The sequence below is a fragment of the Streptomyces sp. NPDC002403 genome (assembly GCF_053593015.1).
On record NZ_JBSFBQ010000031.1, the window covers coordinates 58,618 to 82,186 of the forward strand.

A 23,569-nucleotide genomic window follows, 5' to 3' on the forward strand; every position below is an offset into this window, starting at 1 on the left:
GGGGGTGAGCCGGATGCGCCGGCAGAGCACAGCCGGGGACGGACAACGGCGGGCGACGGTCACCGACGTCGCGCGGCGCGCAGGTGTGTCGACGGCCACGGTCTCCCGCGTCCTGAACCGCAACTACCCCGTCGCCGAGGCGACCCGGGAGCGGGTCGAGTCCGCGATGCGCGAGCTCGGCTATGTCGTCAACGCCCACGCCCGCGCACTGGCCGGCGTCTCCAACCGCACCGTCGGGATCATCGTCAACGAGGTCATCGACCCGTTCTACGCGTACATCGCGCGCGGTGTGGAACGGGAGGCGGCACTGGGCGGACGGCTCTGCCTGGTCTGCTGCACCCAGGGCGACCCGCAGCGGGAGCTGGCCTTCATCGATCTGATGCACGAGCGCCGGGCGGACGCGGTGGTCGTGGTCGGCGGCTCCATCGCCGACCGGGGATACACCACCGAACTGGCCCGCAGGGCGCGCGAGCTGGACGCGGGCGGATCGAAGCTGGTGCTGTGCGGCAGGCCGCCGCTGGGCGAGCAGGCCCCGACCGTCGCGGTCGAGTACGACAACGAGGGCGGCGCCTTCGCCATCACCGACCATCTGCTGATGCAGGGACACGAGCGGATCCTCTACCTCGGCGGCCCGCCCAAGCTCTCCACCACCCGCGACCGGCTCGCCGGCCACCAGCGGGCACTGCGGCTGCGCGGCATCACCCCGGACCCCGAGCTGGTCCGGCCCGGCGCCTTCAGCCGCAACTTCGGCTACCGGATGATGACCGAAGTACTCCGGGACGGACCGGACTTCACTGCGGTCTTCGCGGCCAACGACATGGTGGCGGCGGGCGCGGCCCAGGCGCTGGAGGAAGCCGGGATCCGGGTGCCGAAGGACGTGTCCCTGGTGGGGTACGACGACATTCCGGTGGCGCAGGAGCTGCGGCCGAGGCTGACCACCGTCCATGTCCCGCTGGAGGAGATGGGACGCCAGGCGGTTCGGCTCGCCGTGAACAGCGGGGACGAGGACGACTGGCGCGAGCCGACCACGGGTGCGCTGCGACTCGGCACCCACATCGTGGTACGCGATTCCGTCGCACCGCGGCCAGGCCGTTCCCCCGGGAAGTGACCGGTTACTTCCCGCCTGTCCACAGTTGGCCATAGAAAATCACAGTAACTTCCCATCCCCTCTTGCCTCTGAATAGCAACCGCTTACATGCTGGCGCCGAGCAGCACTGTTCCGCACGCCTCCGCCCTCACTCGTTTCCGCAGGGAGTTCCGCATGCGCATGCCCACAGACCCCGCCGGCTCCGCCACCACTCCTTCCGCCGTCTCCTCGCCCGTCGGCCGGCGTTCCGTTCTCGCCGCGGCCGCCGGTGCCGGAGCGGCCGTCGCGCTCGGCGCCGCGGCCGGAACGGCCCGGGCCGCCACTTCCGCCACCGGCCCGGAGCTCCGGGCCGGCCGCCCGGTCAAGCTGACCCTGACCGCCCGGTCCGCCGCCGAGGCGGAGCGGCTGCGGCTCGGACAGGCCCTGCGGGGTTCGGAGTTCCAGCCCACCGGCCTGTACGTCCCGGCCGGTACCCCGCTCTCCCTCACCGTCCAGCCGCACGACGGTCTGCTGCCCACCCTGTGGATCGGCGCCTGGGACTACTACGGCGAGATCACCGAGCCGCGCGCCTATCCGCTGACCGCGGGGGCGAACACCGTCACGGACCCGCACGGCGGCCCGGTCTACCTCACGCTGACGGGACGCGGCGAGCGGGCCGGTGTGCTGGTCCGCTCCGGCGCCGTGCCCATGCCGGTCTTCGCCCTGGGCCGCACCTCGGAGGCCGACTACCAGCGGCAGCTGGACACGCTCACCACATCGCCGTACGTCGAACTGCACGCACCGCACACGATCATGACCCTCACTCGCGAGGGCGCACTGCTGTACCGCGACGAGGACCATGCCGCACTGCTCGGGCTGGTCGAGACGATCATCGACTCCCACGCCCGGATCAGCGGCCTGGACGGCTCGAAGCCGGTGCACCGGCGCAAGGCCGGGCCGTACCACTTCACCGAGGTCAGCAAGGTGCCCAGCGGTGTCGGCGCCTACGCCACCCACGGCTACAACGGTTTTCCTCGCGCCTACCTGGACCGGGCCACGACCGTGGAGGGGCTACGGACGCGGGGCTGGGGGCTTTACCACGAACTCGGCCATCTCCACCAGCAGATGGCGTACAAGCCCGGCGGTCTGACCGAGGTCACGGTCAACATCTACTCGCTGGCGGCGCAGCGCACCCTGAAGCAGCCGTCCAACCTGCTCACCGTCGACCCGAAGACGGGGCTCACCTACTTCCAGTCGGCACGGCTGAAGTTCGGCACGGCCGGGCTGACCTACGAGAAGTCCTTCGGCGCGTACGAGAAGCTCGTCCCGCTGCGCCAGCTGGAGCTGGCGTTCGGCGACGACTTCTGGCCCCGGCTGCACAAGCTGGTCCGCGAGGAGAACCCGCAGTCCGACTACACCGAGAACGACAAGCGCTACCGGGCCCTCGCCACCTACTCCAGCCGGGTCGCGGGCTACGACCTCACGGACTTCTTCGTGAACACCTGGGCGTTCCCGATCGACGCCACGGGCAGGGCCGAGCTTGCCGCGCTGAACCTGCCGAAGTCGCCCGTCGACCCGGCCGGGCTGGCCGACTGACCACGGCGGCAAGGGAGTTCACCGTGAACCTCAGCAGACGATCGCTCCTCGCGGCGAGCAGCGCCACCGCCGTCACGGCCGCGCTCATGACCACGGCCAGCGCGGCACACGCCTCGCCCGTCGCGGACACCTCCGCCGCGGCCGGCGCCGACTTCGCCACCCTCCTCCAGCGCGCCGAATCCCTGCTCACCGGCGGCGGATTCGACCCGGCCGACCCCGACTTCACCGCCGCGGTCGCGGCCCTGGACACCACGGCCACCCAGCTGTGGACCACCTTCGACCGCGACGCCGGCCGCACCGCCCTGTGGCCGGACCTCGCGCCGCTCACCGACCCGGGCAACTTCGGCCAGAGCTACACCCGGCTGCGCACCCTCGCGACGGCCTGGGCCACGAAGGGCACCTCCCTCGCCGGATCGACGCAGGTGGCGGACGCGCTGATCGCGGCGCTGCGCTTCACCCACGACACCGCGTACAACCCGGCCAAGCGCGAGACCGGCAACTGGTGGTTCTGGGAGATCGGCGCCCCGCGTGCGCTGATGGACTGCTCCGTCGTCCTGCGCGACCGGCTCCCCGGAGCCGATCTGGCGGACTATCTGGCGGTCGTCGACCGGTTCTGCCCGGACGCGGACCGTCGCACCAACTCCCCCACGCTCTCCGAGACCGGGGCGAACCGCACCGACAAGGCCGTCATCGTGGCACTGCGTGGACTGCTGGGGCGGGATGCGGCCAAGCTCGTATCGGCCCGCGACGCACTGTCCGACGTACGCGACTCGGGGCGCAACAGTCTTTTCCGGTACACGAGTTCGGGTGACGGCTTCTACGAGGACGGCTCGTTCGTCCAGCACGACGTGGTGGCCTACACCGGTTCGTACGGCATCGTGCTGCTCAGTGGCACGGCGTATCTGCTGGCCCTGCTGGCGGGCTCGGAGTGGGCGGTGGCCGACCCGAAGGTGTCGGTGATGTACGACGCCGTCGAGCGGACCTTCGCCCCGGTGGTCTTCGACGGGCTGATGATGGACTCGGTGCGCGGCCGGGCGATCTCCCGGGAGCGCGCCGGTGACCACCGCGACGGTGCGACGGCCCTCGCGGCGATCCTGCTCCTGGCCTCCGGCGCCCCGGCCGAGTACGCGCAGCGGTGGCGGGCCCTGGTGAAGGGCTGGCTGACCCGCAACCGCACCACTCCCTTCGGGACGCTCGCCACACTGCCCCAACTCGCCCTGGCCAAGGCCGTACTGGACGACCACGGCGTGCCGGCCGGACCGCGCAGCACGGGCAGCCATGTCTTCGCCGACATGGACCGCGTCGTGCACCGCCGCCCCGGCTGGGCCTGCGCGCTGTCCTTGTCGTCGAAGCGGATCTCGGCGTACGAGGCGGGCAACGGCGAGAATCTGCACGGCTGGTACACCGGCGACGGCATGACGTATCTGTACGACGGCGACGACCTGGCACAGTTCAACGACGGCTTCTGGCCGACCGTCGATCCGTACCGGCTCCCCGGCACCACGGTCGACACCCGGCAGCGGACCGATCTCGGCACCGGCGCCGGTACGTCCACCTACCGTCCGGCCAACGCCGTCGCCGGCGGTGCCGTGCTGGACGGCCGGTACGGGGCCGCCGCGATGGAGGTGATCGGCGCCCAGGGCACCACTCTGCGGTCCAGGAAGTCGTGGTTCCTGCTGGACAACGCTGTGATCGCGCTCGGCGCGGGCATCACGGCGAGCGACGGCCTGCCGGTCGAGACGGTCGTCGAGAACCGCAGTCTGGGCGCGGACGGGCGCCACCGGCTGGTGGTCGACGGCGTCCGACAGCCCGTCGAGCAGGGCTGGAGCGGTGAGTTCGGCCAGGCCCGGTGGGCGCATGTCGACCAGGTGGGCGGCTATGTGTTCCCCGGCGGAACCGACCTGCGCGCCCTGCGTGAGGAGCGCACCGGCACCTGGCGGGCCATCGACACCGGGGCGGACACGGCCGGCAGCACCGACCCGGTCACCCGCCGCTATGTGACGCTCTGGACGGACCACGGCCCCTCCCCCACCGACGCCCACTACGCCTATGTGCTGCTGCCCGGCGCGTCGGTCGCGGCGACGGCCGTCTGGTCACGGTCCCGGCCGGTCCGGATCATCGCCAACGACACCACCGCGCAGGCCATCGAGGCACGCCGGGAAGGGCTGACGGCGGTGAACTTCTGGCGCGCCGGAACGGCGGCCGGGATCACCGCATCGGGCCCGGCGTCGGTACTCGTCCAGCGCCACGGCGCGCAGGTCCGCGTCGCGGTCGCCGACCCGGGACGGACGCTCACCACGCTCTCGGTCGAGCTGCCGTTCCCCGTACGGTCGGTGCGGTCCGCCGACGGCTCGGTGAGTCTCGTTCCGGGCCGCAGGCCCGTACTCACCGTCGCCGTCGGCGGCTCACGCGGCCACACCCACCGGGCCGAACTCAACCGGTAACCCATCCCGCACCACCCGAGGAGCACCACCACCATGTCCGTCGCACCGCATCTCCACCTGCCGCCGCCCGACCGGCTCCTGTCGTCCCGAACCGGCTGGACCCGGGCCCACTGGGAGGCGACGGCCGACCGGATGCTGGATGCACTGGTGCCGTACGCGACCCCTGGCTTCGCCCAGTACCGGCTGCCCGGCCGGGGCAGCTGGTCGGGGGTCGTCTCGGACGGCCTCGAAGGGTTCGCCCGGTCGTTCCTGCTCGCCGCCTGCCGGATCGGGGGCGCGGGCGGGGCGGTCGACCCCGCGCTGATCGAGCGGTACGCGGCAGGGCTGGCCGCCGGCACCGACCCCGGCAGTGGGGAGGCCTGGCCGAAGCTGACGGACTGTTCGCAGCAGATGGTGGAGGCGGCCTCGGTCGCGGTGGCGCTGCACGAGACCCGGCCGTGGATCTGGGACCGTCTGGACGCACGGGTGCAGGAGCGGGTCGTCGACTGGTTCTCCGGGTTCGTCGGCGGACGCACCTGGGACAACAACTGGCGGCTCTTCCAGGTGGTGTCCGAGCAGTTCCTCGCCTCGGTCGGTGCGCCGTACAGCCGCTCGGACATCGAGTCGAACCTGGACAGGATCGAGGACTGGTACGTCGGTGACGGCTGGTACACCGATGGGGACGGCCGGAACTTCGACTACTACATCGGCTGGGCCATGCATCTGTACCCGCTGTTGTGGTCGCGGATCGCGGGCGCCGACGACGGGGGCAGGACCGAGGTCTACCGGCAGCGGCTCAGCCGGTTCCTGGAGGACTATCCGCACTTCTTCGGCTCCGACGGCGCGCCGGTGCACCAGGGCCGCTCGCTGACCTACCGGTTCGCCGCCCTGGCGCCGGTATGGATGGGGGCGCTGGCCGACTGCACCCCGCTGGCACCGGGACTCACCCGCCGGCTCGCCTCGGGCACGATGCGGCACTTCGCGGAGCGCGGTGTGCCCGACGAGCGGGGGCTGCTGACGCTGGGCTGGTACGACACGTTCCTGCCGAGCACCCAGCCGTACTCCGGTCCCGCCTCGCCGTACTGGGCGAGCAAGGGCTTCCTCGGACTGCTGCTGCCGGCCGACCACGCCGTGTGGACGGAGCGCGAACTGCCGCTGCCCATCGAGGAGTCCGACCAGTACACGGCACTGCCCGCCACCGGCTGGCTGCTGCACGGCACCCGCGACGACGGCATCGTCCGGCTGGTCAATCACGGCAGCGACCACAATCCGCCGTACGACGAGTCGGCCGACCCCTCCGAGGGCACCGACGATCCGCATTACGCCAGGTTCGCCTACTCGACGGCGACGGCGCCCGAGGCCGCCCCGCACGCCGTGGCACGTTCCGTCGACGGCCATCTGGCACTGGTGGCACCCGACGGCACCCCGTCGCTGCGCCGCCGGATCCATCCGCTGCGCTGCGAGGACCGCGTCGCGGCCTCCTGGTACGCGGCCCGGCTGCCCGGTGACGACCATCCGTACCGGATCGAGACGACGAGTGTGCTGCACGGCCCGTGGGAGATCCGGGTGCACCGGGTGGAGGCGCCGGAAGGCGTGGTGGTGCGGGAGGGCGGTCACGCGGTCTCCCATGCGCGGAGCCCGTTCGCCCTGTCGGGACCCGACTGGGCACTCGCGCGCACGGCCGACGGTCTGAGCAGTGCCCTGATCGCGCTGCACGGCTGGGACGGCGGTACGGAAGGGGCGGCTGTGGCGCGTGATGTCCAGTCCAACGCGTACGGACCGCATTCGGCGATCCCGTATCTCCGCAGCCGACCGCACCCGGGCGGGCGGAGCGTCCATGTCTCGCTGCACGCCCTCTCCCGGGACACCCTGCATCCGGAGGCGTTGCGCGACGCGGTGCGGGTACGGGCAGGTGCGGACTCGGTGGTGCTGACCTTCCTGGACGGTACGACGGTCGAGGTCTGACCGCCGCCGGAGTCAGATTCCGATGCTGTTCCCCTCCCGCTGGTCGATGTGCCCGACGAGCTCCAGGGCCAGCGACTTGATGGTGTCGAGCCCCGCCCTGCCCCATGGGCGGGGCACGGTGTCGACCGCGCAGACCGCCCCCAGGGCTACACCCGTGCGGTCGATGAGGGGTGCGCCGAGGTAGGAGCGAATGCCTATTTCGTCGACCACCGGATTGCCCGCGAACCTCGGGTAGTCGCAGACGTCCTCCAGCACGAGCGCCTTGCGCCGGACGACGACATGCGGGCAGTAGCCGCGGTCGAGCGCGACGTACCGGCCGCTGCGGCTGCTGCCCGCGGCGGCGGCGCCCAGGTCGGAGCCCCTGTGCGTGCCGGCCGGGGTGTGCAGTCCGGCGAAGAACTGCCGGTTGCCGTCGATGAAGTTGACCATCGAGAAGGGCACTTCGGTCACCTCGGCCACCCGGTCGGCGAAGGCGTCGAAGTTGTCGAACGACGCGTCGGCGCGTTCCCCGAGCCCGAGCTTCCTCAGCCGCTGGGTACGGATGGCGGCGTCGTGGTCGACGGGCGTGAGCAGCAGGCGACCGGTGGCGTTCCGGGTCACGGGCGCACTCCGAAGCCGGTCAGCGGGGCCGGTGCCGAGGTGGCGTTGATCAGGTGCTGGACGAGCGTGACCAGCGCCCCGGTGCCCGAGCTGGCGATCCGGGCGTCGCAGAGCACCACCGGTACGTCCGGCCCCAGGTCGAGTGCGGCCCTGATCTCCTCCGGCCCGTAGCGGTAGGCGCCGTCGAACTCGTTCACCGCGATGATGAACCCGATGCCGCGCCGCTCGAAGAAGTCGACGGCGGCGAAGCACTCGGCGAGCCGGCGGGTGTCCGCGATCACGACCGCTCCGAGCGCTCCCTGGGAGAGTTCGTCCCACATGAACCAGAAGCGTTCCTGCCCCGGGGTTCCGAACAGGTAGAGAACGTGCTGCTCGTCGAGGGTGATGCGGCCGAAGTCCATCGCCACGGTGGTCGCGGTCTTGGACTCGATGCCCTCCAGACTGTCGGTCGCGGCGCTGACCTGGGTCAGCAGCTCTTCCGTGCTCAGCGGTGCGATTTCGCTGACCGCGCCGACGAATGTCGTCTTGCCGACGCCGAAGCCGCCTGCCACCAGCACCTTGAGCGCGACGGGAAAGCCCTCGCTACCGGCGGGGCCTGCGGCTCCGGAGACGTCCGGGGTGCTGCGGGGGTCGCCGTGGGGCGGTGCGAGTTCGAAGTCCGACCCGGATTCGAAGCCCTGACCGGTTCCGTAGCCCGGCCCGGTTCCGTAGCCCGGAACATCGCCGTAGCCCTGCGCGTCGCCGTAGCCGTACCCCTGGCTCTCCCCGTAGTCGTAGCTCTGCGCGGCTCCGTAGTCCCGCGCGTTCGCGTGGTTCTGCGCGTCCCCGTAGTGGCCGTGACCTCCGTGGCTTCCGATCCCTTCGGAGCTTGCGTTGTTCCCGTACGCGGCAGAGCTGCCGAAGCCCTCAGAGCTGTCGTCGTAAGCCATCGAGCACTGCCTCCAGCAGAGATCGGTCGGTGGGCATGTCATGGAAGGCGGGCGGGTGCGCGGTCACTGCCCCGCAGTCGACCAGGTCGGAGACGAGCACCTTGGTGACGACCGCGGGCAAGCGCAGATGGGCGGCGATCTCGGCCACCGAGGTGGGGCCGCCGCACAGTCCCAGCGCGACGGAGTGCTCGGGGCCGAGATGTGTCTGAGGTTCGGTCCCTGTGGCCATGACCAGGGAGAGCAGGTCGAGCACGGTCGTCGGGCGGGTACGGCCGTTGCTCACGGTGTACGGGCGGATGAGCCGGCCGGCCGCGTCGTCGAGCAGCGGCCCGTCCTGTGGGACCGACACCCTCACAGCCCCGTGGGGCCGGGGGTTCCGGCCGCTTGTCTCACCGGCGTCATCAGATAGGGCCGGACGCTCTTGACCAGCATGGTCATCTCGTAGCCGAGCACCGCCGCGTCCGCCTCGCGTCCGGCGAGGACGGCGAGGCAGGTGCCGGACCCGGCGGTGGAGACGAACAGCAGGGTCGAATCGAGCTCGACCACCACCTGCCGTACCTCGCCGCTGTCGCCGAAGCGCGCGCCCGCGCTGCGGCCGAGCGAGTACAGGCCGGCGGCCAGCGCCGCCATGTGGTCGGCGCTGTCGGCGTCCATGCCATGAAGGGATTTCACCAGCCCGTCGGCGGAGAGGAGAACCGCGCTGTGTGTGTACGGGACACGCTGGACCAGTCCGCTCAGCAGCCAGTCGAGGTCCGAGACCTGACCGGACGGCATATCGGTCGCCATGGTGCATCTACTCCTTGGAGGTGTTCGTTTCGAGGTGGCCGTCGGCCGCGTCCGGGGCCGGGGGGTACGGGGCGGCGGTCGCGGTGAGCCCGCGCACCGGCAGCGGTTCGGGCGGGGGCCGGGACTGCCACGACTGCGGGTCTGCCACCGTCTCCAGGCCCGTGTCCGGCTCGGGGGCGGGGTCGCCCTCGGACTCGCTGCGGGCCTCGGCGAGTTCGATGCCCCGTCGGAAGGCGGCGACGAGTCCCGGGTCGTGCAGGGCCTGTTCGTCCTCGGTGCGTGGGGCCGGCGCCTCCCTGAGCTGCGGGACCAGGTGCTCCTGGTTGGCGCGCCGGGGCAGCTGGGGCCGGCCCATGGTGCCGTGTACCGCTCCGGGCTCGGAGTGGAGCGCGTCGGGGACGTCGTCCGTGGGCCGGATTCCTGGGCGGGCCTCGGCCGGGGTGGGACGGTCGGGGCGCTCGGCGCGCAGCGGGAGCGGTGGTGCCTCGCCCTGGCCCTGCGCCTGCTGGGGCGGTTGGTGCAGGCGCAGCGGCTGGCTGGGTACATGGGGCTGACGTCCGGTGCTCGGCTGCGGGCCGGGGCTCAGGCTCGGGTTCGGCCTGTGGTGGCCGCTCCTCTCGTCCTCGGCCGGTGGACGGTGTACGGGGCCCGGGGCAGGGACCGGGGCAGCGCCTTCCGCGGCCGGGGTGTCCCCGTCCACGCCCAGCAGGGACTGCGGGAGGACGAGTACGGCCTGCGTGCCTCCGTAGATGTTGCTCTGCAGCCGGACCGCGATGCCGTGCCGGCGGGCCAGTGACGCGACGACGAACAGGCCGATCCGGCCGTCCTGGAGCAGGTGGGCCACGTTGACCTGGTCGGGGTCGGCGAGCAGGGCGTTCATGCGCTTCTGCTCGTTGCCCGGCATGCCCAGCCCCCGGTCCTCCACTTCGAGGGCCAGTCCGGCGGTGACCTGCTGGGCGCGCAGCAGCACTTGGGTGTGCGGTGCGGAGAACACGGTCGCGTTCTCCACCAGTTCGGCCAGGAGGTGGATCACGTCCGCCACGGCGTGGCCGCGCAGCGTGCCGTCGATCGGCGGGACGAGCTTGACCCGGGGGTACTGCTCGACCTCGGCGATCGCCGACCGCAGGACCTCGGTCATGGTGACCGGGTTGCTCCACTGCCGCCGGGACACGGCGCCACCGAGGACGGCGAGGTTCTCGGCGTGCCTGCGGATGCGGGTGGCGAGATGGTCGACGTGGAAGAGACCCTTGAGCAGATCGGGGTCCTCGACCTCGTGCTCCAGCTCGTCGAGGAGCTGGATCTCGCGGTGCACCAGGGACTGGAGGCGGCGGGCGAGATTGACGAAGACCTCGACCTTCTGCTCCTCGCCGGAGTGGTCCTGGATCCGGGAGGCCTGGACGACCGCGGCCACGGCGGCTTCCTGCTGGCGGCCGAGTTCCTGGGCCAGCAGCTCGAAGGCGTCGCTGCCCGGGGCGGCGGGCTCGATGGGCCTGCGCGCGGCCACCGGCTCGCCGTTGCGGAGCTGTTCCACCACCCGCTGGAGTTCGGCCTGGCCCTGGGCGCTGGCGCGGCGGAGTGCCAGGCAGCGGCCGAAGACGGTGGTGGCGACGCGGTTGGCGGCGAGACAGGCGGCCAGTACCGCGGCGAGCGCCAGCGCACCGGCCGCACCCAGCGCGATCCAGAGCTCGGTGGAGGGCCGGGCTCCGGTGGTGCGGGCGGTGAAGATGACCGCTGCGGCTCCGCTCAGTACCGCTACGAGGGTCGGCAGCACCGCGGTGCGCAGGATCTGGGGGCGTATACGCGCCTCGGGGGACGGCTGGGCGGCGCGCGGCCTGCCCGTGGCCGAGTGGGAACGGGCACCCGGTCGGCCGTGCCGTCCGCCTTCTCGGCGTTCCGGTCGCGCTTCGGGTGCGCGAAGTTGAGACATCAGTGTCCTCGGTACGTGGGGCACCTGGAATCGGCGTTCATGCGGTGGCGCCTACGGTGGTCGGTCAGGCTCGGTTCTTCGGTCGGGCGGGCTCGGACGTCATGAGCCCACCGTTGATCACCGGCCACACACGGTAGTCGTCGATCGCGCGGGTTCGGCGGGCAGTTGTCGAACTTGCCCGCCATCCGTCCCGCTCTGGTATGAGCTTTCGCACGGTCGACCGATTACTCCGCATCGAGACCTGGTCGGCAGGCACCCGAACGGCCTACGGATACGCCCCCTGGACACAGGAAAACGGACACGGGAAAACGGCTCGGCCCGTCCGGTCGTGCCGGACGGGCCGAGCCGTCTGATGCCCCCCGCGTGATCCGTACGCCGCTACGCGCTCGGCGCCACCTCGGCGTGGTCGGCCTCCGCGCCTTCGGACGCCCGGTCCTTGTCACCTGGCAGATCGGCCGACAGGTCCGTGATCCGGGCCGCGCCCGCGGGCCGGCGCTCCAGCGGCTGCGGGGCCACCTCGCGCCACCAGGGCTCGGAAGGAACGGTCCGCGCCGTGGGTTCGAAGGGCTCGCCGGGCCGCGGCAGCGCGACCCGGGCGCCCACGTCCTGTGCCGCGGCGAGGGTGCCCTCGCCCGGCTCGGCCCACGGATGCGGGGCGAGGTTGAAGGTGGCCCAGTGGATCGGCAGCATCGCCCCGAGCGGTTTGCCGCCCTGGAGATCCAGATGGGCCCGCATCCCCTCGGCCGGGGTCATATGAATATCGGGCCAGTACTCGGAATACGCACCGATCTGGATCATCGTCGCGTCGAACGGTCCGTGCTCGGCGCCGATGTCCTTGAAGCCGGGGAAGTAGCCGGTGTCGCCGCTGTGGTAGATGCGGTGCTCGGGACCGGCGACGGCCCAGGACGCCCAGAGCGTGTGCTGCTGGTTGCGCAGACCGCGGCCGCAGAAATGGCGCGCCGGGGTGGCGGTCAGGCCGAGCCCGGCGATCTTCGTGGTCTCGTTCCAGTCCAGTTCGCGCATCCGGTCGGCGGACACGCCCCACCGCTCCAGATGGGCGCCGACTCCCAGCGGGACGGCGAACACCGTGTCCGTGCCGGCGAGGGCCCGGATCGTCGGAAGGTCGAGGTGGTCGTAGTGGTCGTGCGAGATCACGACCGCGTCCACCGGACCGAGCGCGGCGAGCGGCAGCGGGACGGGGTGCAGTCGCCTGGGACCGGCGAAGGCGAAGGGGGAACAGCGCTCGCCCCAGACCGGGTCGAAGAGCACCCGTCGGCCGTCGATCTCGGCGAGCACACTGGAATGGCCCATCCAGGTGAGCCGCAGCCCGGTGGCGGGTGTCTCGGCGAGATCGGCGTAGGTGGTGGCGTGGACGGGCACGGTGCCGGCCGGTGCCCGGCGCGCCCGCTCCTCCTTGCGGAAGTAGACCTTGGCGAACTCCAGGGTGGATCCGGACGGCCTGGTCCGCGCCCCCACCGGGTTCTGGAAGACGCCGTCGGCGAAGTTGGGCGAGCGGCGGATGCGCTCCATGCGGGCACCGCCCGGGTCCGCGCCGAATGCGGCGGGGCGCAGCGAACGCAGCCGGGTGCGGAGCGGAGGCAAGGGGTCAGCGCCGGTCACAACATCTCCTGGGGGGAGTCGGTTCGTCTCATTATGGGCGGGGGGTACGACGGCGCGAGGGCGCAGGGCCCGCGGGGCCGGCGGCCGGAACGGGCCGCTTCAGCCGCGCGACTGCCCGTACACGTGGTCGATGTGGAGCCGCAGCACGATGCGCCGGTCCCGGACCATCGCGCCGCGGTAGTCGTCCCAGTCGGGGTGTTCGCCCTGGACGTCGCGGTAGAGGGCGATGAGCTCCTCCACCGTCGCGTCGTGCGGATCGGTGGCGACCGGGGACAGTTCGGCGGTGGCGTCCACGACCGTCCACGCCCAGCGGTCCGCGCCTGTGACGTGGTAGCTCGCCCGGGAGTCGCGGCGGAGGTTCTTCGTCTTCGCCCGGTCGTCCGTGATCGAGACGCGGACGATGCGCTCCTGGGGGTAGTAGAAGTGGTTGACATTGGACAGCTGGGGCCTGCCGTCCCGCCTGAGTGTCACGAGCACTCCGCCGTTCTCCTCGGCGAGCAGCCCGAGCAGCGCTTCCTGCCGTGCGTCGAATCCCGTCATGCCGGATCCAACGAACATGCCCGCCGCAGGATTCCGTATCCGGCCGCATCGCGATGTCACATCCGAGGACCCCTCGTCCGTCACACCGGTGCAAGCGGCCCCACGGCACCGCCCTGGGGCACCGGAGCCGTACCGAAGGAGACCGGCCATGACCGCCCGAATCCCGCTCGACCCGCCCCGTTCCCTCCTCTTCCGTGCTGTGTCGTGGTACTCGAACCGTACGTACGGCAAGGTCATCGATCCGCTGCGGGCTTCCGCCCACCACACCGGGGTGCTGTGGGCCGGGGCCCGGTTCGAGCTGTCGGTGGGCCGCTGGAAGAAGCTGGACGCGCAGCTCAAGGCGCTGGCCGTGATGGCGTCGGCGGCCACCATCGGCTGCAGTTGGTGCATGGACTTCGGCTACTGGGAGAGCCACCGCCACGGCATGGACCCGCGCAAGCTGCGCGATGTGCCGGTGTGGCGGGAGAGCGAGGTGTACACCCCGCTGGAGCGCGACGTCATGGAGTACGCGGAGGCGATGAGCCTCACCCCTCCGGAGGTCGGGGACGAGCTGGCGCAGCGGCTGCGGACCACGCTCGGTGAGGCGGCGTTCGTCGAGCTCACGACGGTGGTCGCGGTGGAGAACATGCGCTCCCGGACGAATTCCGCTCTCGGCCTGACCAGCCAGGGCTTCAAGGACCGGTGCGAGGTGGAACGCCCCACGAACCGCTGACCCGGCGACCCGGCCGGTTGCTCCGCCTCGGTCCCCCGGCCCGTGCGGCGGGTAGCCGCCATGGCAGCTACCCGCCAGCCCGCACCCGGCCCCCGATCGCCATGTTCCTGACACTCTCACCTCATCACTCGCTGAGAACCAACGAGTTCACGAGGTGAGAATGAGACGGACCAGATGGATGACGGTCTGCGCCACCGCGCTCGCCGCCGCCCTCGCCGGTGGAACACTCCCCGCCGCCGCCGACCACAGCCCCGCCCCGGCCGACCCGCCCACACCCCCGGCCATGGCCGGCCGGGGCAGCACCGTCACCCTGCTGACCGGTGATGTGGTGACGTACTCCGGCCATGGGAACGGCGTACAGATCAGCTCGATCGTGCCGGGCGACGGCCGCGAGGCCATGGGCTTCACCCGCTTCCGGGCGGGCGGCCACGAGTACGCCGTCCCCATCGATGCCCTCGGCCAGATCTCCCGCGGCCGGGTGGACCAGCGGCTGTTCGACGTGACCGAGCTCGCCGCCTCGGGCTACGCGGACGCCGAGACGGACTCGCTGCGCATTCTCGTCGGCGGCGCCACGCAGGAGTCTCCGAGCCCCGGCGCCCCGGAGGGAGCACGCGTCGCCGCGGCCTTCCCGACCGCCGGGACCTCCGCCCTGGACGTGCCCAAGAAGTCGGCCGGGACCGTCTGGAAACAGCTCGGCACACCGTCACGCGCCCGTGACCGGGGCATCGGGAAGGTGTGGCTCGACGGCAGGGTGCGGGCCACGCTCGACAGGTCCGTGCCACAGATCGGCGCCGACCGGGCGCACCGGGCCGGGATCACCGGGAAGGGCGCCAGGGTCGCCGTTCTCGACACCGGCTACGACCGGAACCACCCCGATCTGAAGAACGCCGTCGTAGCCTCGCAGGACTTCACCGGGGACGGTGACGTCCAGGACAGGCAGGGCCACGGCACCCATGTGTCCTCGATCGTCGCCGGCTCCGGGGCCGCGTCCGGGGGCCGGTACGCGGGGGTGGCGCCGGGTGCGGAACTCGTCGAGGGCAAGGTGCTCGACAACGACGGCTACGGCTACGACTCCTGGATCCTGGCCGGCATGCAGTGGGCCGTGGACCAGGACGCCGCGATCGTCAACATGAGCCTCGGCACGAGCGTGGCGTCCGACGGCACCGACCCGTTGTCCGCCGCCGTCGACAAGCTCTCCGCGGAGCACGGCACGCTCTTCGTCATCGCCGCGGGCAACACCGGTGACCACACCATCAGCGCGCCCGGCGCCGCCGACGCGGCCCTGACCGTGGGCTCGGTCACCAAGTCGGGTGCGATGTCGCCGTTCTCCTCGCGCGGACCGCGCCAGGGCCGGCCCGCCGTCAAGCCGGAGGTCTCGGGCCCCGGCAGCGACATCGTCGCCGCGCGTGCCGCGGGCACCCTGGACGACGCCGCCGTCACCGAGCAGTACGCCTCGCTCTCCGGTACGTCGATGGCGAGCCCTCATGTGGCGGGCGCCGCCGCCCTGCTGGCCCAGCGGCACCCCGACTGGTCCGGCGCCCTGCTGAAGGCCGCGCTGGTCGGCAGCGCGGCCCGGGTGGACGGCGCGACGGTCTCCGACACCGGTTCGGGACTGGTCGACGTACCGGCCGCGCTGTCCGCCGCGGTGGTCGCCGAACCCGCCGCACTGGCGGCCGGGGCCACGTACCCGAACGGCTCGGCCGAGCCGCAGGGCCGCGAACTGACGTGGACGAACACCACCGGCAAGCCCGTGCGGCTCACGCTCTCCGCGGGGCGGGACCGCGCGGTACGACTCGGCGCGCGGACGCTGACCGTGCCCGCGCGGTCCTCGGCCGTCTCCACGGTCACCCTCGAACCGTCCCGGGTCGAGCCGGGGACGACGTACGACGGAGCCGTGACCGCGACCTGGCCCGGGCACGGACGGGCGACCGTACCCGTCTCGATCCAGGCCGACCCGGAGACCCACACCCTCACCCTGACCGGCCCCGCGCCCCGCGCGGGCAGCAGGGCCACCTCGACGGGTGTGGTCCTGCAGAACGAGCGGACCGGTGCGTCCCAGCTGATCGGGCTGACCGGCACCGTGCCGAGGAAGGTGACGCTGCCGCGCGGCAGCTACCGGGTCCTCGGGCACACCTGGGAGTACGACGCGGTCGACGACACCGTCGTCGGGACCACGGCGATCCACTTCGCCCGGCGGGTGACGGTGGACCGGGACACCTCGGTCGCACTGGACACCGAGGGCGCCGAGCCGGTGCGGATCGGGGTGGACGACGGGTCCGCCCGGGTGGCCCTCCAGTCGGCGACCGGGATCGCCTCGCGGATCGACACCGGCTCGGGCACCGCGGACAACGGGCTCGTCGCACCGAGCTCCGCCGGTCAGTACCGCGTCGAGGCCGTGCCCACCACAGGCGGCCCACTGGACGGGCTCACCTTCTTCGGCGGACTGAGCTGGCAGCAGCGGGAGGTCGACGCGCACGAGCCCGGCTCCTCCCCGCAGGCTCTGAAGCTGCTGCTGTCGCAGTACAGCATCTACAGCTGGCTGGGCACCGCGACCGGGGAGGTCGTCGACATCGGCACCGGGGCGGACACCGACCCGGCGGCGGTGGACCTCAAGGGCAGGATCGTGCTGTGGACACCGGCGACCAGCAATACCTCGTTCAACAACGGGCTCTACCAGAAACTGACCGAGGCCGGAACGGCCGCCATCATGTACGTCGGCTACGGGCTCTCCGTCTACCGGCCCACTCCGGTGCTCCGGCTGGACCCGGCCAGTGTGCCCGGGCTGCGCGACCGGCTCGCCCAGGGAGCGCTGACACTGACGCTGAACGGCGTCGGCGCCGGGGCGGACGCCTACTATCTGCATCACTCGGTCGACGGCCGGGTCCCGGCCGGGGCCGACTGGTTCGACCGGCGGTCCGAACTGGCCGAGGTGCGCACGACACAACGCACCCACGGCTACCCGTCCGACCCCAAGGGCATGTACGCCTGGACGACCTGGCACGGGCTGACGCTCTATCAGCAGGTGACCCGCTACCGTCCGCCGTCGGAGCAGCGGCTCCACTTCTCCCCGGGGTGGCGTGGACGACGGCGACCTTCCACTACCAGTACGACGTCCGGGACCAGGTCTATCCGCTGGGCACGCTCGTCGGCCCGCCCACCGTCTACCGGGCGGACGCCGAGTACCGGGACGACTGGATGTCCGCCCCCTTCAACCCGGCACTCGGCCGGCAGGCCGGTACCGCACAGGTCGTCAGGGAGGGCGACAAACTGAAGGTGGCACTGCCGGTGTTCTCCGACGCGGCCGGGCACCGCGCCGAGACGGCACCGGGCGCGGACAGCGGGAGCACGGTCCTTTCCGACGACAGCGGAAAGGTGCTGGCCCGCAACGCCGCACCGGGACGCGCCACGTTCGACCTGCCGCGCGGGACGGGCTGGTACCGGCTCACCGTCGATGCCACCCGCACCTCGCCCGATCCGGTGACGTGGATGCTCGGGAGCAGAATCACCAGCGAGTGGCGGCTGCGCTCCGGGCACGAGAAGTCGGCCGCCCCGGCCCGGCTGCTGGACCTGGACTACCGGCTGCCGCTCTCCGGGGAGAACGCGGCCGATCCCGGAAAGCCGCTCGACTACACGGTCGGTCTCACCGCGCAGGGCGACCGGAAGGCGCTGACCATCGCCTCGTTGAAGGTCTGGTACGCCACGGACGGCACCGACTGGAAGCCGGCCCGGACGGCCCGCGGTGCCGACGGCCGGTGGAAGGTCACCGTGCCGGCGCTCGGGACGGCCAAGGCCGATCTGAGGTCCACCGTCACGGATGCCTCGGGCGCTTCGCTGACGGAGACGCTGATCGACGCCTACAACTCCGGCTGCGCCGACATCTGGTGCTGACGGCGCGGACCGGCGCCGGAGGCGCCGTCTGAAGAAGGGGGCGGGGTCGTCGACGGCTCCGCCCCCCGGTCTTCCCGTGCGTGGCATATTCGCTAGGGTGACGCCGTGGCAAGAGTGCGCCTGAGCGTGGCGGAGCGTCGTGAGGAGCTGCTGCGCGCTGCCGTCGAACAGATCGAGGTACGGGGCGTCGCGGCGGTACGGATCGCCGATGTGGCCGCCGTGCTCGGAGTGAGCAACGCGCTCGTGCTCTACCACTTCTCGACCAAGGAGAAGCTGGTCGCGGCAGCGTTCGCGCATGCCGCCGAGGCCGACCTCGCCCAGCTGCGCAAGGTGCTCGGCCGCCGCACCAGCGCGGTACGGCGGCTGCGCGCCGCCGTCCGCTGGTACGCGCCGACGGGGCAGGCCAAGGGCTGGCGGCTGTGGATCGAGGCCTGGGCCGCCTCGCTGCGTGATCCGGCCCTGCGCAATGTGGCCGGCGATCTCGACCAGCAGTGGAAGGCGGAACTGGCCGAGGTCATCGAAGAGGGCGCCGCCGCCGGTGAGTTCCACTGCGACGACCCGATGTCCGCGGCCTGGCGGCTGACCGCCCTGCTGGACGGTCTGGCCGTGCAGACGACGTCGTACGCGGGTCCGCTCTCCCGGGCCACGATGCTGGCCTGGACCGACGAGGCACTCGCCCGCGAACTGGGCATCGACCACGAGGCGCTGACGGCCTGACCCCGCCCCGACGGCGGTCCGGGCGATGGTCCGGCCGCGCGGTCCGGGCGGCCGGCGGCGCTCAGGTCTGGCGCACCGGAGCGTACGCGTCGCCCTGGAGTCCGAAGGTCCACGCCACACCGTCCTTCGCGGTCCTCGTGCCCGGGGGCACCCGCAGCCAGTAGACGCGGTGCGTGCCGTCCGGCTCCGGGGTGGAGTTGACCACCTCGACCATCACCACGTCCTCGTCGCCGTCCATCGCGATGCGCCACAGGACACCCGTCTCGTCGCGGTGGACCGGCTCGGCGCCGGATTCGGTGAGGTAGCGGTCGTATCCGTAGAACTCCAGCATCACGCGGCGCAGTTCCGCGTTCTCCTCCTCGCGTATGCGCTTCGGGGTGAGGGAGTTCAGCTCGTCCAGGAACTCGGCGGGCACGGGCATGCCGCGCCAGGCGTGAAGGGCGAAACCGTCGCGGTAGGCGAGCGCCGGGCCGTCCCCGCGATCGAGCCGCCCCGCCTCGTCCCGGTGCAGCGCCTCGGGGCGCTCGCTGATCACCACGACGCGCTCGTAGGGCCACCACCAGCCCGCGTGCCTGGCCACCTCGGCCAGACCGTCGAGCCGGTCGCCCCGGCCGTCGAAAGCGGCGAGCCAGGCCGCGTCGTGCTGCCCCAGGACCGCGTCGAGCAGCACCAGCCGGACGTCGGACTCCTCCTCGGGGCGCGCGGCGAGGTCGGCGACGACGCCGGCCCTGATCCGGTCGGCCAGTGCCGCGGTGGTCTCCCAGAGCTGTGCGCCCGTGGCGGACCAGAGCGCGGACCAGCCCGCCGGTCCCAGTTCGTCGTACATCCGGCGACGCTCCTGCGCCCAGGGCCGGGTGCGCACCTCGTCGCGCACCGAGCGTCCGGCGTCGACGAGCTTCTCGACGGCCTCCACCGCGGCCCTGGGCGAGTCGACCCAGACGATCCGCTCCGGCTCGGCCAGTCCTGCGCTGCGGTAGGCGAGCCGCAGCCCGTCCTCGGCCGCGGACCGGTCCGCCGCACCGGTCGCCGCTGCCACGGTCCGCCATGAGTCCACGTACTGCATCGGTCTTCCCCGTCCCCTGTGTTCTGCGATCTGGTTCTTTGTTCTGTCTTGTTCGTGGCGCGCTCCGCGCCGTGCGCCACGGTGATCCGGTGCGCCGCGGGACCTCCTGGTCCCCTTCCCCGGCCGCCGTCAGTCCGCGACGATGCGGACCGCGCCCGGTGTGTACTCCCGCTGGCGCACCACGCGGTACCAGCCCTTGGACAGCGGTATCGCCGCGTGCTCCTCGTGCACCACCCGGCCGCCCTCGGGAAGGTGGAGCAGCATCGGCCCGAACGCCCCCGCCTCGCGCATCAGCCGGCCCGGCCCCTGGACCGCGTGGGCATGGCCGGTGACTTCGCCCAGCGCGAGGACCATGCGGCCCTTGCCGTCCCTCGGCTCGCCCGGCGCGTCCACGAGGTGCGCGGGCACCGCCGACTCGTCCAACGACACGATCAGTACATCGCCCTGCCGGTACACAGACGTCTCCCCTCGATGGCCGCACCCGCTGTGCCGGCCACGCAGAAAACGCTACGGGGCGGGTCTGACAATCGACCGCCGGCCGGCCGGACCCGACGACCCGTCGCGGCGGTCCCGGTCGCCCCGTTGTCAGTGCGGCTTGATAAACCTTGTGGGCATCAGCCGTTCCCCCAGTTCCAGGAGCTCACGGTCATGTCCGGTGTGGACCATCTGCACGAGTTGCTCGGCCTTCCCACTGTCGACTTCCAGCACGCGACGGGTGAGGCGCCCGTGCAGGCCGCCGACGCGGCGGCCTGGCGCATCTCGGTCGATCCGTTCGACGACGAATCGGAGATGACCTGGGAGGAGGCCTTCCAGGCGTTCCTGAAGGCGGTCGACCCGGCCGGGGTGCGGGCCCTGATCGTCGGTCAGTGGGGCGAGTCGTACGAGGAGGACTCGTCCTACCCGATCGATCTGATCATCGCCGCCGCCGACCGGCTGACCTCGCTGGAGGCCGTCTTCGTCGGCGACATGATCTCGGAGGAGAGCGAGATCTCCTGGATCGAGCAGACGGATGTCACGGTGCTGCTGAAGACCTTCCCCAATCTGCTCGAACTGGGCGTGCGCGGCGGCACCGGCCTGGTCTTCTCCCCCACGAAGCACGAGCGGCTGCGTTCTCTGACCATCGAGACCGGCGGCCTGCCGGTCGGGGTGATCCGGGGCATTGTGGACAGCGAGCTGCCCGCGCTGGAGCGGCTCGACCTCTGGCTCGGCGTCTCCGCGTACGGGGGCGACGCCGATGTGGCCGACCTGGCCCCACTGCTCTCCGGCACCCGCTTCCACCGGCTCACCCATCTCGGTCTGCGCAACAGCGAGTTGCAGAACGAGATCGCGACGGCGGTCGCGAGTGCCCCGGTCGTCGCACAGCTGCGTGTTCTCGACCTGTCGAACGGCACCATGGGCGACGAGGGCGCGGCGGCGCTGCTGGACGGCCAGCCGCTGACCCATCTCGAAGAGCTCGATCTGCACCACCACTTCATGACCGAACCGATGGAGCGCCGGATCACGGAGGCGCTGAAGCCGCACGGTGTGCGGGTCGACGTGTCGGAGCGCGAGAAGCCCTGGGGCGACCGCGGCGTCGAAGGCCGCTACACCTCGGCCGCGGAGTGACACGCCATGACTGACATCGAGCATCCCGAGTCGTCGCACGGCCTGCCCGTCCACACCCTGTCCGGTCCGGACCGGACCCCCGGCACTCCGCTGCCGGAGGCGGGTTCGGTCGCCTGGCGGCTGGAGAGTGCCTGGCAGGGCGATCTGACGTTCGGCCCGCTGTGGCAGCACTTCGTCGACACGGTCGACACCACGCGGGTGCGGGCCCTGCTGATCGGCCCCTGGTGGCAGGAGGAGTACGAGTCCTTCGCCCCGGTCGTCGATCTGCTGGTCGGTCACGCGGACCGTTTCCCGGCCCTGCGGGCGCTCTTCCTCGCCGATGTCGTCAGCGAGGAGTGCGAGGTGTCGTGGCTGGAGATGTGCGATGTGACTCCGGTGGTCGAGGCGTTCGGGCAGCTGGAGGAGCTGACGGTTCGCGGCTGCGGCGAGCAGGGCTCCGACGGGTCCTCGCTCGGTCTGCGGCCGGTGCGGCACACGTCGCTCAAGTCGCTGCGGTTCGAGTCCGGCGGGCTTCCGTCCGGGCTCGTGCGGGCGATCGGCGCCTCCGAGCTGCCCGCGCTGGAGCACCTCGACCTCTGGCTCGGCGTCACCGAGTACGGCGGTGACACCGGGATCGAGGACCTCGCTCCGCTCCTGTCCGGAGCGACGTTCCCCGCCCTGCGTCACCTGGGGCTGCGGAACAGCGAGATCCAGGACGAGATCGCGGCCGCCGTGGCCTCCGCCCCGGTCGTCGCCCAGCTGGAGACGCTCTCCCTCTCGATGGGGACCCTGGGTGACGAAGGAGCCGAAGCGCTGCTCTCGGGCCAGCCGCTCACCCACCTGACCTCGCTGGACCTGCACCACCACTACATGAGCGACCCGTTGGTGGACCGCCTGAGGGACCTCCTCGGTCCGGACCGGGTGAACGTCGAGATCGACGAGGTCGAGTACTGGGACCCGGAAGAGGACATCGACCGCTATGTCGCCGTCGGCGAGTAGTACGCCCGGCCCGGCGCCGCGCTTCGCCGTCGTGGGAGTGCCCGGCAACCGCCGGGTCACGCTCTTCCAGGACGCCGTGCGCGGAGCCGGGCTGCCGGCGGCGCGTGTCGTGTCCTGGCTCGACGTCCTGCGCGGCGAAGCCGGATTCCTGCCCGGTGAGACCGTCCGGATGGACTCCCCGGGTGAGGACGCCGAGGTGGAACGGCTGCTCCGCGCGGTCGGCGATCCGACCCGGGTCGAGGGGACCGCCCTCTGGTACGTCCGTTTCACCTCGGCCGTGCGGGAGGTGGCGCGCGCGGCGGCCGCGGCCGGTGCCGTACTGCTCGACGATCCCGGCGATGTGGCGGTGCTGTTCGACAAGCGGCTCTGCCATGCGGTGCTGGACCGGGCCGGGGTGCCGGTACCGGCCTCGCCGACCTCGGGAGCCGCGGCGCCCGTGGTGCGGGACTGGGCGGACGTACGGGAACGGATGGCGGACCACGGCCTGCCCCGGGTCTTCGTGAAGCTCGCACACGGCTCGTCCGCCTCGGGGGTCCTGGCCGTGGAGACGGCCGGGCCCGGCCGGGTCCGGGCCACCACGTCGGTGGAGCGTGACATGTCGGGCCGGCTCTTCAACTCCCTGCGGGTGCGCCGCGTCACGACGGAGCGGGAGGTCGCGGCGCTCGTCGACGCGCTCGCACCGGACGGCCTGCACATCGAGCGCTGGCTGCCCAAGGCCACCCGGCGGGGCCGGGCGACGGATCTGCGGGTCGTGGTGGTGGCGGGCCGGGCCACCCACGCCGTGGTGCGCACCAGCCGCTCCCCCATGACCAACCTCCACCTCGGCGGCGAACGCGGGGATCTCGGCGAGGTCCGTGAGGCCGTCGAGGCGGCGGGCGGCAGCTGGAGCGAGGCCCTGGCCGTGTGCGAGCGGGCCGCGGGGTGCTTCCCGGACACCCTGTGCGTGGGCGTCGATCTGCTGCCCGCGACCGGCTGGCGGCGCTTCGCCGTCGGCGAGGTCAACGCCTTCGGGGACCTCCTGCCGCGGCTGACCGGGCTTGCGGGCAGCGGCGCCGAGGGCCTGGACACCTACGCGGCGCAGGTCGCCGCCGTAATGAACACAGCAAGGAACCACCGTGCAACCGCCACTGCCTGACACCCCGCGCGCCCCCGTG

The 23,569-nt window shown here is 72.1% G+C and carries 20 protein-coding genes; 11 read left to right on the forward strand and 9 right to left on the reverse strand.

The window, feature by feature from the left end; genetic code table 11:
- Positions 1-13 precede the first annotated feature (13 nt).
- The 4 genes from ACWCPY_RS28310 (at position 14) to ACWCPY_RS28325 (ending at position 7,050) form a co-directional block, all read left to right on the forward strand.
- Positions 14-1,108, forward strand: coding sequence for a LacI family DNA-binding transcriptional regulator (locus ACWCPY_RS28310; protein WP_451269598.1), 1,095 nt, complete (start codon positions 14-16; stop codon positions 1,106-1,108).
- A gap of 159 nt (positions 1,109-1,267) precedes the next feature.
- A complete protein-coding gene (locus tag ACWCPY_RS28315; protein ID WP_451269658.1) occupies positions 1,268-2,662 on the forward strand; it encodes a M60 family metallopeptidase in 1,395 nt (464 codons plus the stop codon).
- A gap of 23 nt (positions 2,663-2,685) precedes the next feature.
- Positions 2,686-5,106, forward strand: coding sequence for a polysaccharide lyase 8 family protein (locus ACWCPY_RS28320; RefSeq protein WP_451269600.1), 2,421 nt, complete (start codon positions 2,686-2,688; stop codon positions 5,104-5,106).
- A gap of 33 nt (positions 5,107-5,139) precedes the next feature.
- The gene (locus ACWCPY_RS28325; protein WP_451269602.1) at positions 5,140-7,050 is read left to right on the forward strand and encodes a DUF2264 domain-containing protein; all 1,911 of its coding nucleotides are present in this window, start codon (positions 5,140-5,142) and stop codon (positions 7,048-7,050) included.
- Between the two features lie 12 nt (positions 7,051-7,062).
- On the opposite strand, the gene ACWCPY_RS28330 is transcribed toward ACWCPY_RS28325, so the two are convergent.
- The 7 genes from ACWCPY_RS28330 to ACWCPY_RS28360 form a co-directional block, all read right to left on the reverse strand.
- The gene (locus ACWCPY_RS28330) at positions 7,063-7,650 is read right to left on the reverse strand and encodes a GAF domain-containing protein (protein ID WP_451269604.1); all 588 of its coding nucleotides are present in this window, start codon (positions 7,648-7,650) and stop codon (positions 7,063-7,065) included.
- Entirely contained in the window at positions 7,647-8,207 is a 561-nt protein-coding gene (locus ACWCPY_RS28335) for a GTP-binding protein (RefSeq protein WP_451269660.1), read from the reverse strand. The genes ACWCPY_RS28330 and ACWCPY_RS28335 overlap by 4 nt, the downstream gene beginning before the upstream one ends.
- A gap of 349 nt (positions 8,208-8,556) precedes the next feature.
- On the reverse strand, positions 8,557-8,928 hold the full coding sequence (locus tag ACWCPY_RS28340) for a DUF742 domain-containing protein (RefSeq protein WP_329192307.1): 372 nt from the start codon (positions 8,926-8,928) through the stop codon (positions 8,557-8,559).
- 2 nt (positions 8,929-8,930) lie between these two features.
- Entirely contained in the window at positions 8,931-9,365 is a 435-nt protein-coding gene (locus ACWCPY_RS28345) for a roadblock/LC7 domain-containing protein (protein ID WP_451269606.1), read from the reverse strand.
- Between the two features lie 7 nt (positions 9,366-9,372).
- On the reverse strand, positions 9,373-11,292 hold the full coding sequence (locus ACWCPY_RS28350; RefSeq protein ID WP_451269608.1) for an ATP-binding protein: 1,920 nt from the start codon (positions 11,290-11,292) through the stop codon (positions 9,373-9,375).
- 378 nt (positions 11,293-11,670) lie between these two features.
- Entirely contained in the window at positions 11,671-12,912 is a 1,242-nt protein-coding gene (locus ACWCPY_RS28355; RefSeq protein WP_451269610.1) for an MBL fold metallo-hydrolase, read from the reverse strand.
- Between the two features lie 99 nt (positions 12,913-13,011).
- Positions 13,012-13,452, reverse strand: a complete 441-nt coding sequence (locus ACWCPY_RS28360; RefSeq protein ID WP_451269612.1) for a PPOX class F420-dependent oxidoreductase — start codon at positions 13,450-13,452, stop codon at positions 13,012-13,014.
- 148 nt (positions 13,453-13,600) lie between these two features.
- On the opposite strand from ACWCPY_RS28360, the gene ACWCPY_RS28365 reads away from it, so the two are divergent.
- The 4 genes from ACWCPY_RS28365 (at position 13,601) to ACWCPY_RS28380 (ending at position 18,769) form a co-directional block, all read left to right on the forward strand.
- Positions 13,601-14,164, forward strand: a complete 564-nt coding sequence (locus ACWCPY_RS28365) for a carboxymuconolactone decarboxylase family protein (protein ID WP_451269614.1) — start codon at positions 13,601-13,603, stop codon at positions 14,162-14,164.
- Between the two features lie 160 nt (positions 14,165-14,324).
- The gene (locus ACWCPY_RS28370) at positions 14,325-17,435 is read left to right on the forward strand and encodes a S8 family peptidase (protein ID WP_451269616.1); all 3,111 of its coding nucleotides are present in this window, start codon (positions 14,325-14,327) and stop codon (positions 17,433-17,435) included.
- Complete coding sequence (locus ACWCPY_RS28375) at positions 17,360-18,052, forward strand: hypothetical protein (RefSeq protein ID WP_451269618.1); 693 nt, start codon at positions 17,360-17,362, stop codon at positions 18,050-18,052. Before ACWCPY_RS28370 ends, ACWCPY_RS28375 begins: the two co-directional genes overlap by 76 nt.
- A 105-nt stretch (positions 18,053-18,157) precedes the next feature.
- The gene (locus tag ACWCPY_RS28380) at positions 18,158-18,769 is read left to right on the forward strand and encodes a TetR/AcrR family transcriptional regulator (RefSeq protein WP_266429819.1); all 612 of its coding nucleotides are present in this window, start codon (positions 18,158-18,160) and stop codon (positions 18,767-18,769) included.
- A gap of 61 nt (positions 18,770-18,830) precedes the next feature.
- Here ACWCPY_RS28380 and ACWCPY_RS28385 read toward each other — a convergent pair whose 3' ends face one another.
- Together ACWCPY_RS28385 and ACWCPY_RS28390 are read right to left on the reverse strand one after the other, a co-directional pair.
- Positions 18,831-19,832, reverse strand: a complete 1,002-nt coding sequence (locus ACWCPY_RS28385; RefSeq protein WP_451269621.1) for a DUF6745 domain-containing protein — start codon at positions 19,830-19,832, stop codon at positions 18,831-18,833.
- Between the two features lie 129 nt (positions 19,833-19,961).
- Positions 19,962-20,288 carry a hypothetical protein gene (locus ACWCPY_RS28390; protein ID WP_072488886.1) on the reverse strand — a complete coding sequence of 109 codons (327 nt, stop codon included), beginning with the start codon at positions 20,286-20,288 and terminating at the stop codon, positions 19,962-19,964.
- Positions 20,289-20,480: 192 nt separating this feature from the next.
- Between ACWCPY_RS28390 and ACWCPY_RS28395 the strand changes: the two genes are divergently transcribed.
- Genes ACWCPY_RS28395 through ACWCPY_RS28405 form a run of 3 tightly spaced genes read left to right on the forward strand, consistent with a single transcriptional unit; the run spans position 20,481 to position 23,550 of the window.
- Entirely contained in the window at positions 20,481-21,437 is a 957-nt protein-coding gene (locus tag ACWCPY_RS28395) for an STM4015 family protein (protein ID WP_451269623.1), read from the forward strand.
- A gap of 6 nt (positions 21,438-21,443) precedes the next feature.
- Positions 21,444-22,415 carry an STM4015 family protein gene (locus ACWCPY_RS28400; RefSeq protein WP_451269625.1) on the forward strand — a complete coding sequence of 324 codons (972 nt, stop codon included), beginning with the start codon at positions 21,444-21,446 and terminating at the stop codon, positions 22,413-22,415.
- Entirely contained in the window at positions 22,396-23,550 is a 1,155-nt protein-coding gene (locus ACWCPY_RS28405) for an STM4014 family protein (RefSeq protein WP_451269627.1), read from the forward strand. The genes ACWCPY_RS28400 and ACWCPY_RS28405 overlap by 20 nt, the downstream gene beginning before the upstream one ends.
- The last annotated feature ends 19 nt before the right edge of the window (positions 23,551-23,569 follow it).

Bases quoted from the DNA above. Each gene is read 5' to 3' on its own strand.
- ACWCPY_RS28370 (WP_451269616.1), top strand. From the start codon at position 14,325: ATGAGACGGACCAGATGGATGACGGTCTGCGCCACCGCGCTCGCCGCC.
- ACWCPY_RS28315 (WP_451269658.1), top strand. From the start codon at position 1,268: ATGCCCACAGACCCCGCCGGCTCCGCCACCACTCCTTCCGCCGTCTCC.
- ACWCPY_RS28345 (WP_451269606.1), bottom strand. From the start codon at position 9,365: ATGGCGACCGATATGCCGTCCGGTCAGGTCTCGGACCTCGACTGGCTG.
- ACWCPY_RS28385 (WP_451269621.1), bottom strand. From the start codon at position 19,832: ATGCAGTACGTGGACTCATGGCGGACCGTGGCAGCGGCGACCGGTGCG.
- ACWCPY_RS28360 (WP_451269612.1), bottom strand. From the start codon at position 13,452: ATGACGGGATTCGACGCACGGCAGGAAGCGCTGCTCGGGCTGCTCGCC.
- ACWCPY_RS28350 (WP_451269608.1), bottom strand. From the start codon at position 11,292: ATGTCTCAACTTCGCGCACCCGAAGCGCGACCGGAACGCCGAGAAGGC.
- ACWCPY_RS28395 (WP_451269623.1), top strand. From the start codon at position 20,481: ATGTCCGGTGTGGACCATCTGCACGAGTTGCTCGGCCTTCCCACTGTC.
- ACWCPY_RS28325 (WP_451269602.1), top strand. From the start codon at position 5,140: ATGTCCGTCGCACCGCATCTCCACCTGCCGCCGCCCGACCGGCTCCTG.
- ACWCPY_RS28400 (WP_451269625.1), top strand. From the start codon at position 21,444: ATGACTGACATCGAGCATCCCGAGTCGTCGCACGGCCTGCCCGTCCAC.
- ACWCPY_RS28365 (WP_451269614.1), top strand. From the start codon at position 13,601: ATGACCGCCCGAATCCCGCTCGACCCGCCCCGTTCCCTCCTCTTCCGT.
- ACWCPY_RS28310 (WP_451269598.1), top strand. From the start codon at position 14: ATGCGCCGGCAGAGCACAGCCGGGGACGGACAACGGCGGGCGACGGTC.
- ACWCPY_RS28375 (WP_451269618.1), top strand. From the start codon at position 17,360: ATGTCCGCCCCCTTCAACCCGGCACTCGGCCGGCAGGCCGGTACCGCA.
- ACWCPY_RS28405 (WP_451269627.1), top strand. From the start codon at position 22,396: ATGTCGCCGTCGGCGAGTAGTACGCCCGGCCCGGCGCCGCGCTTCGCC.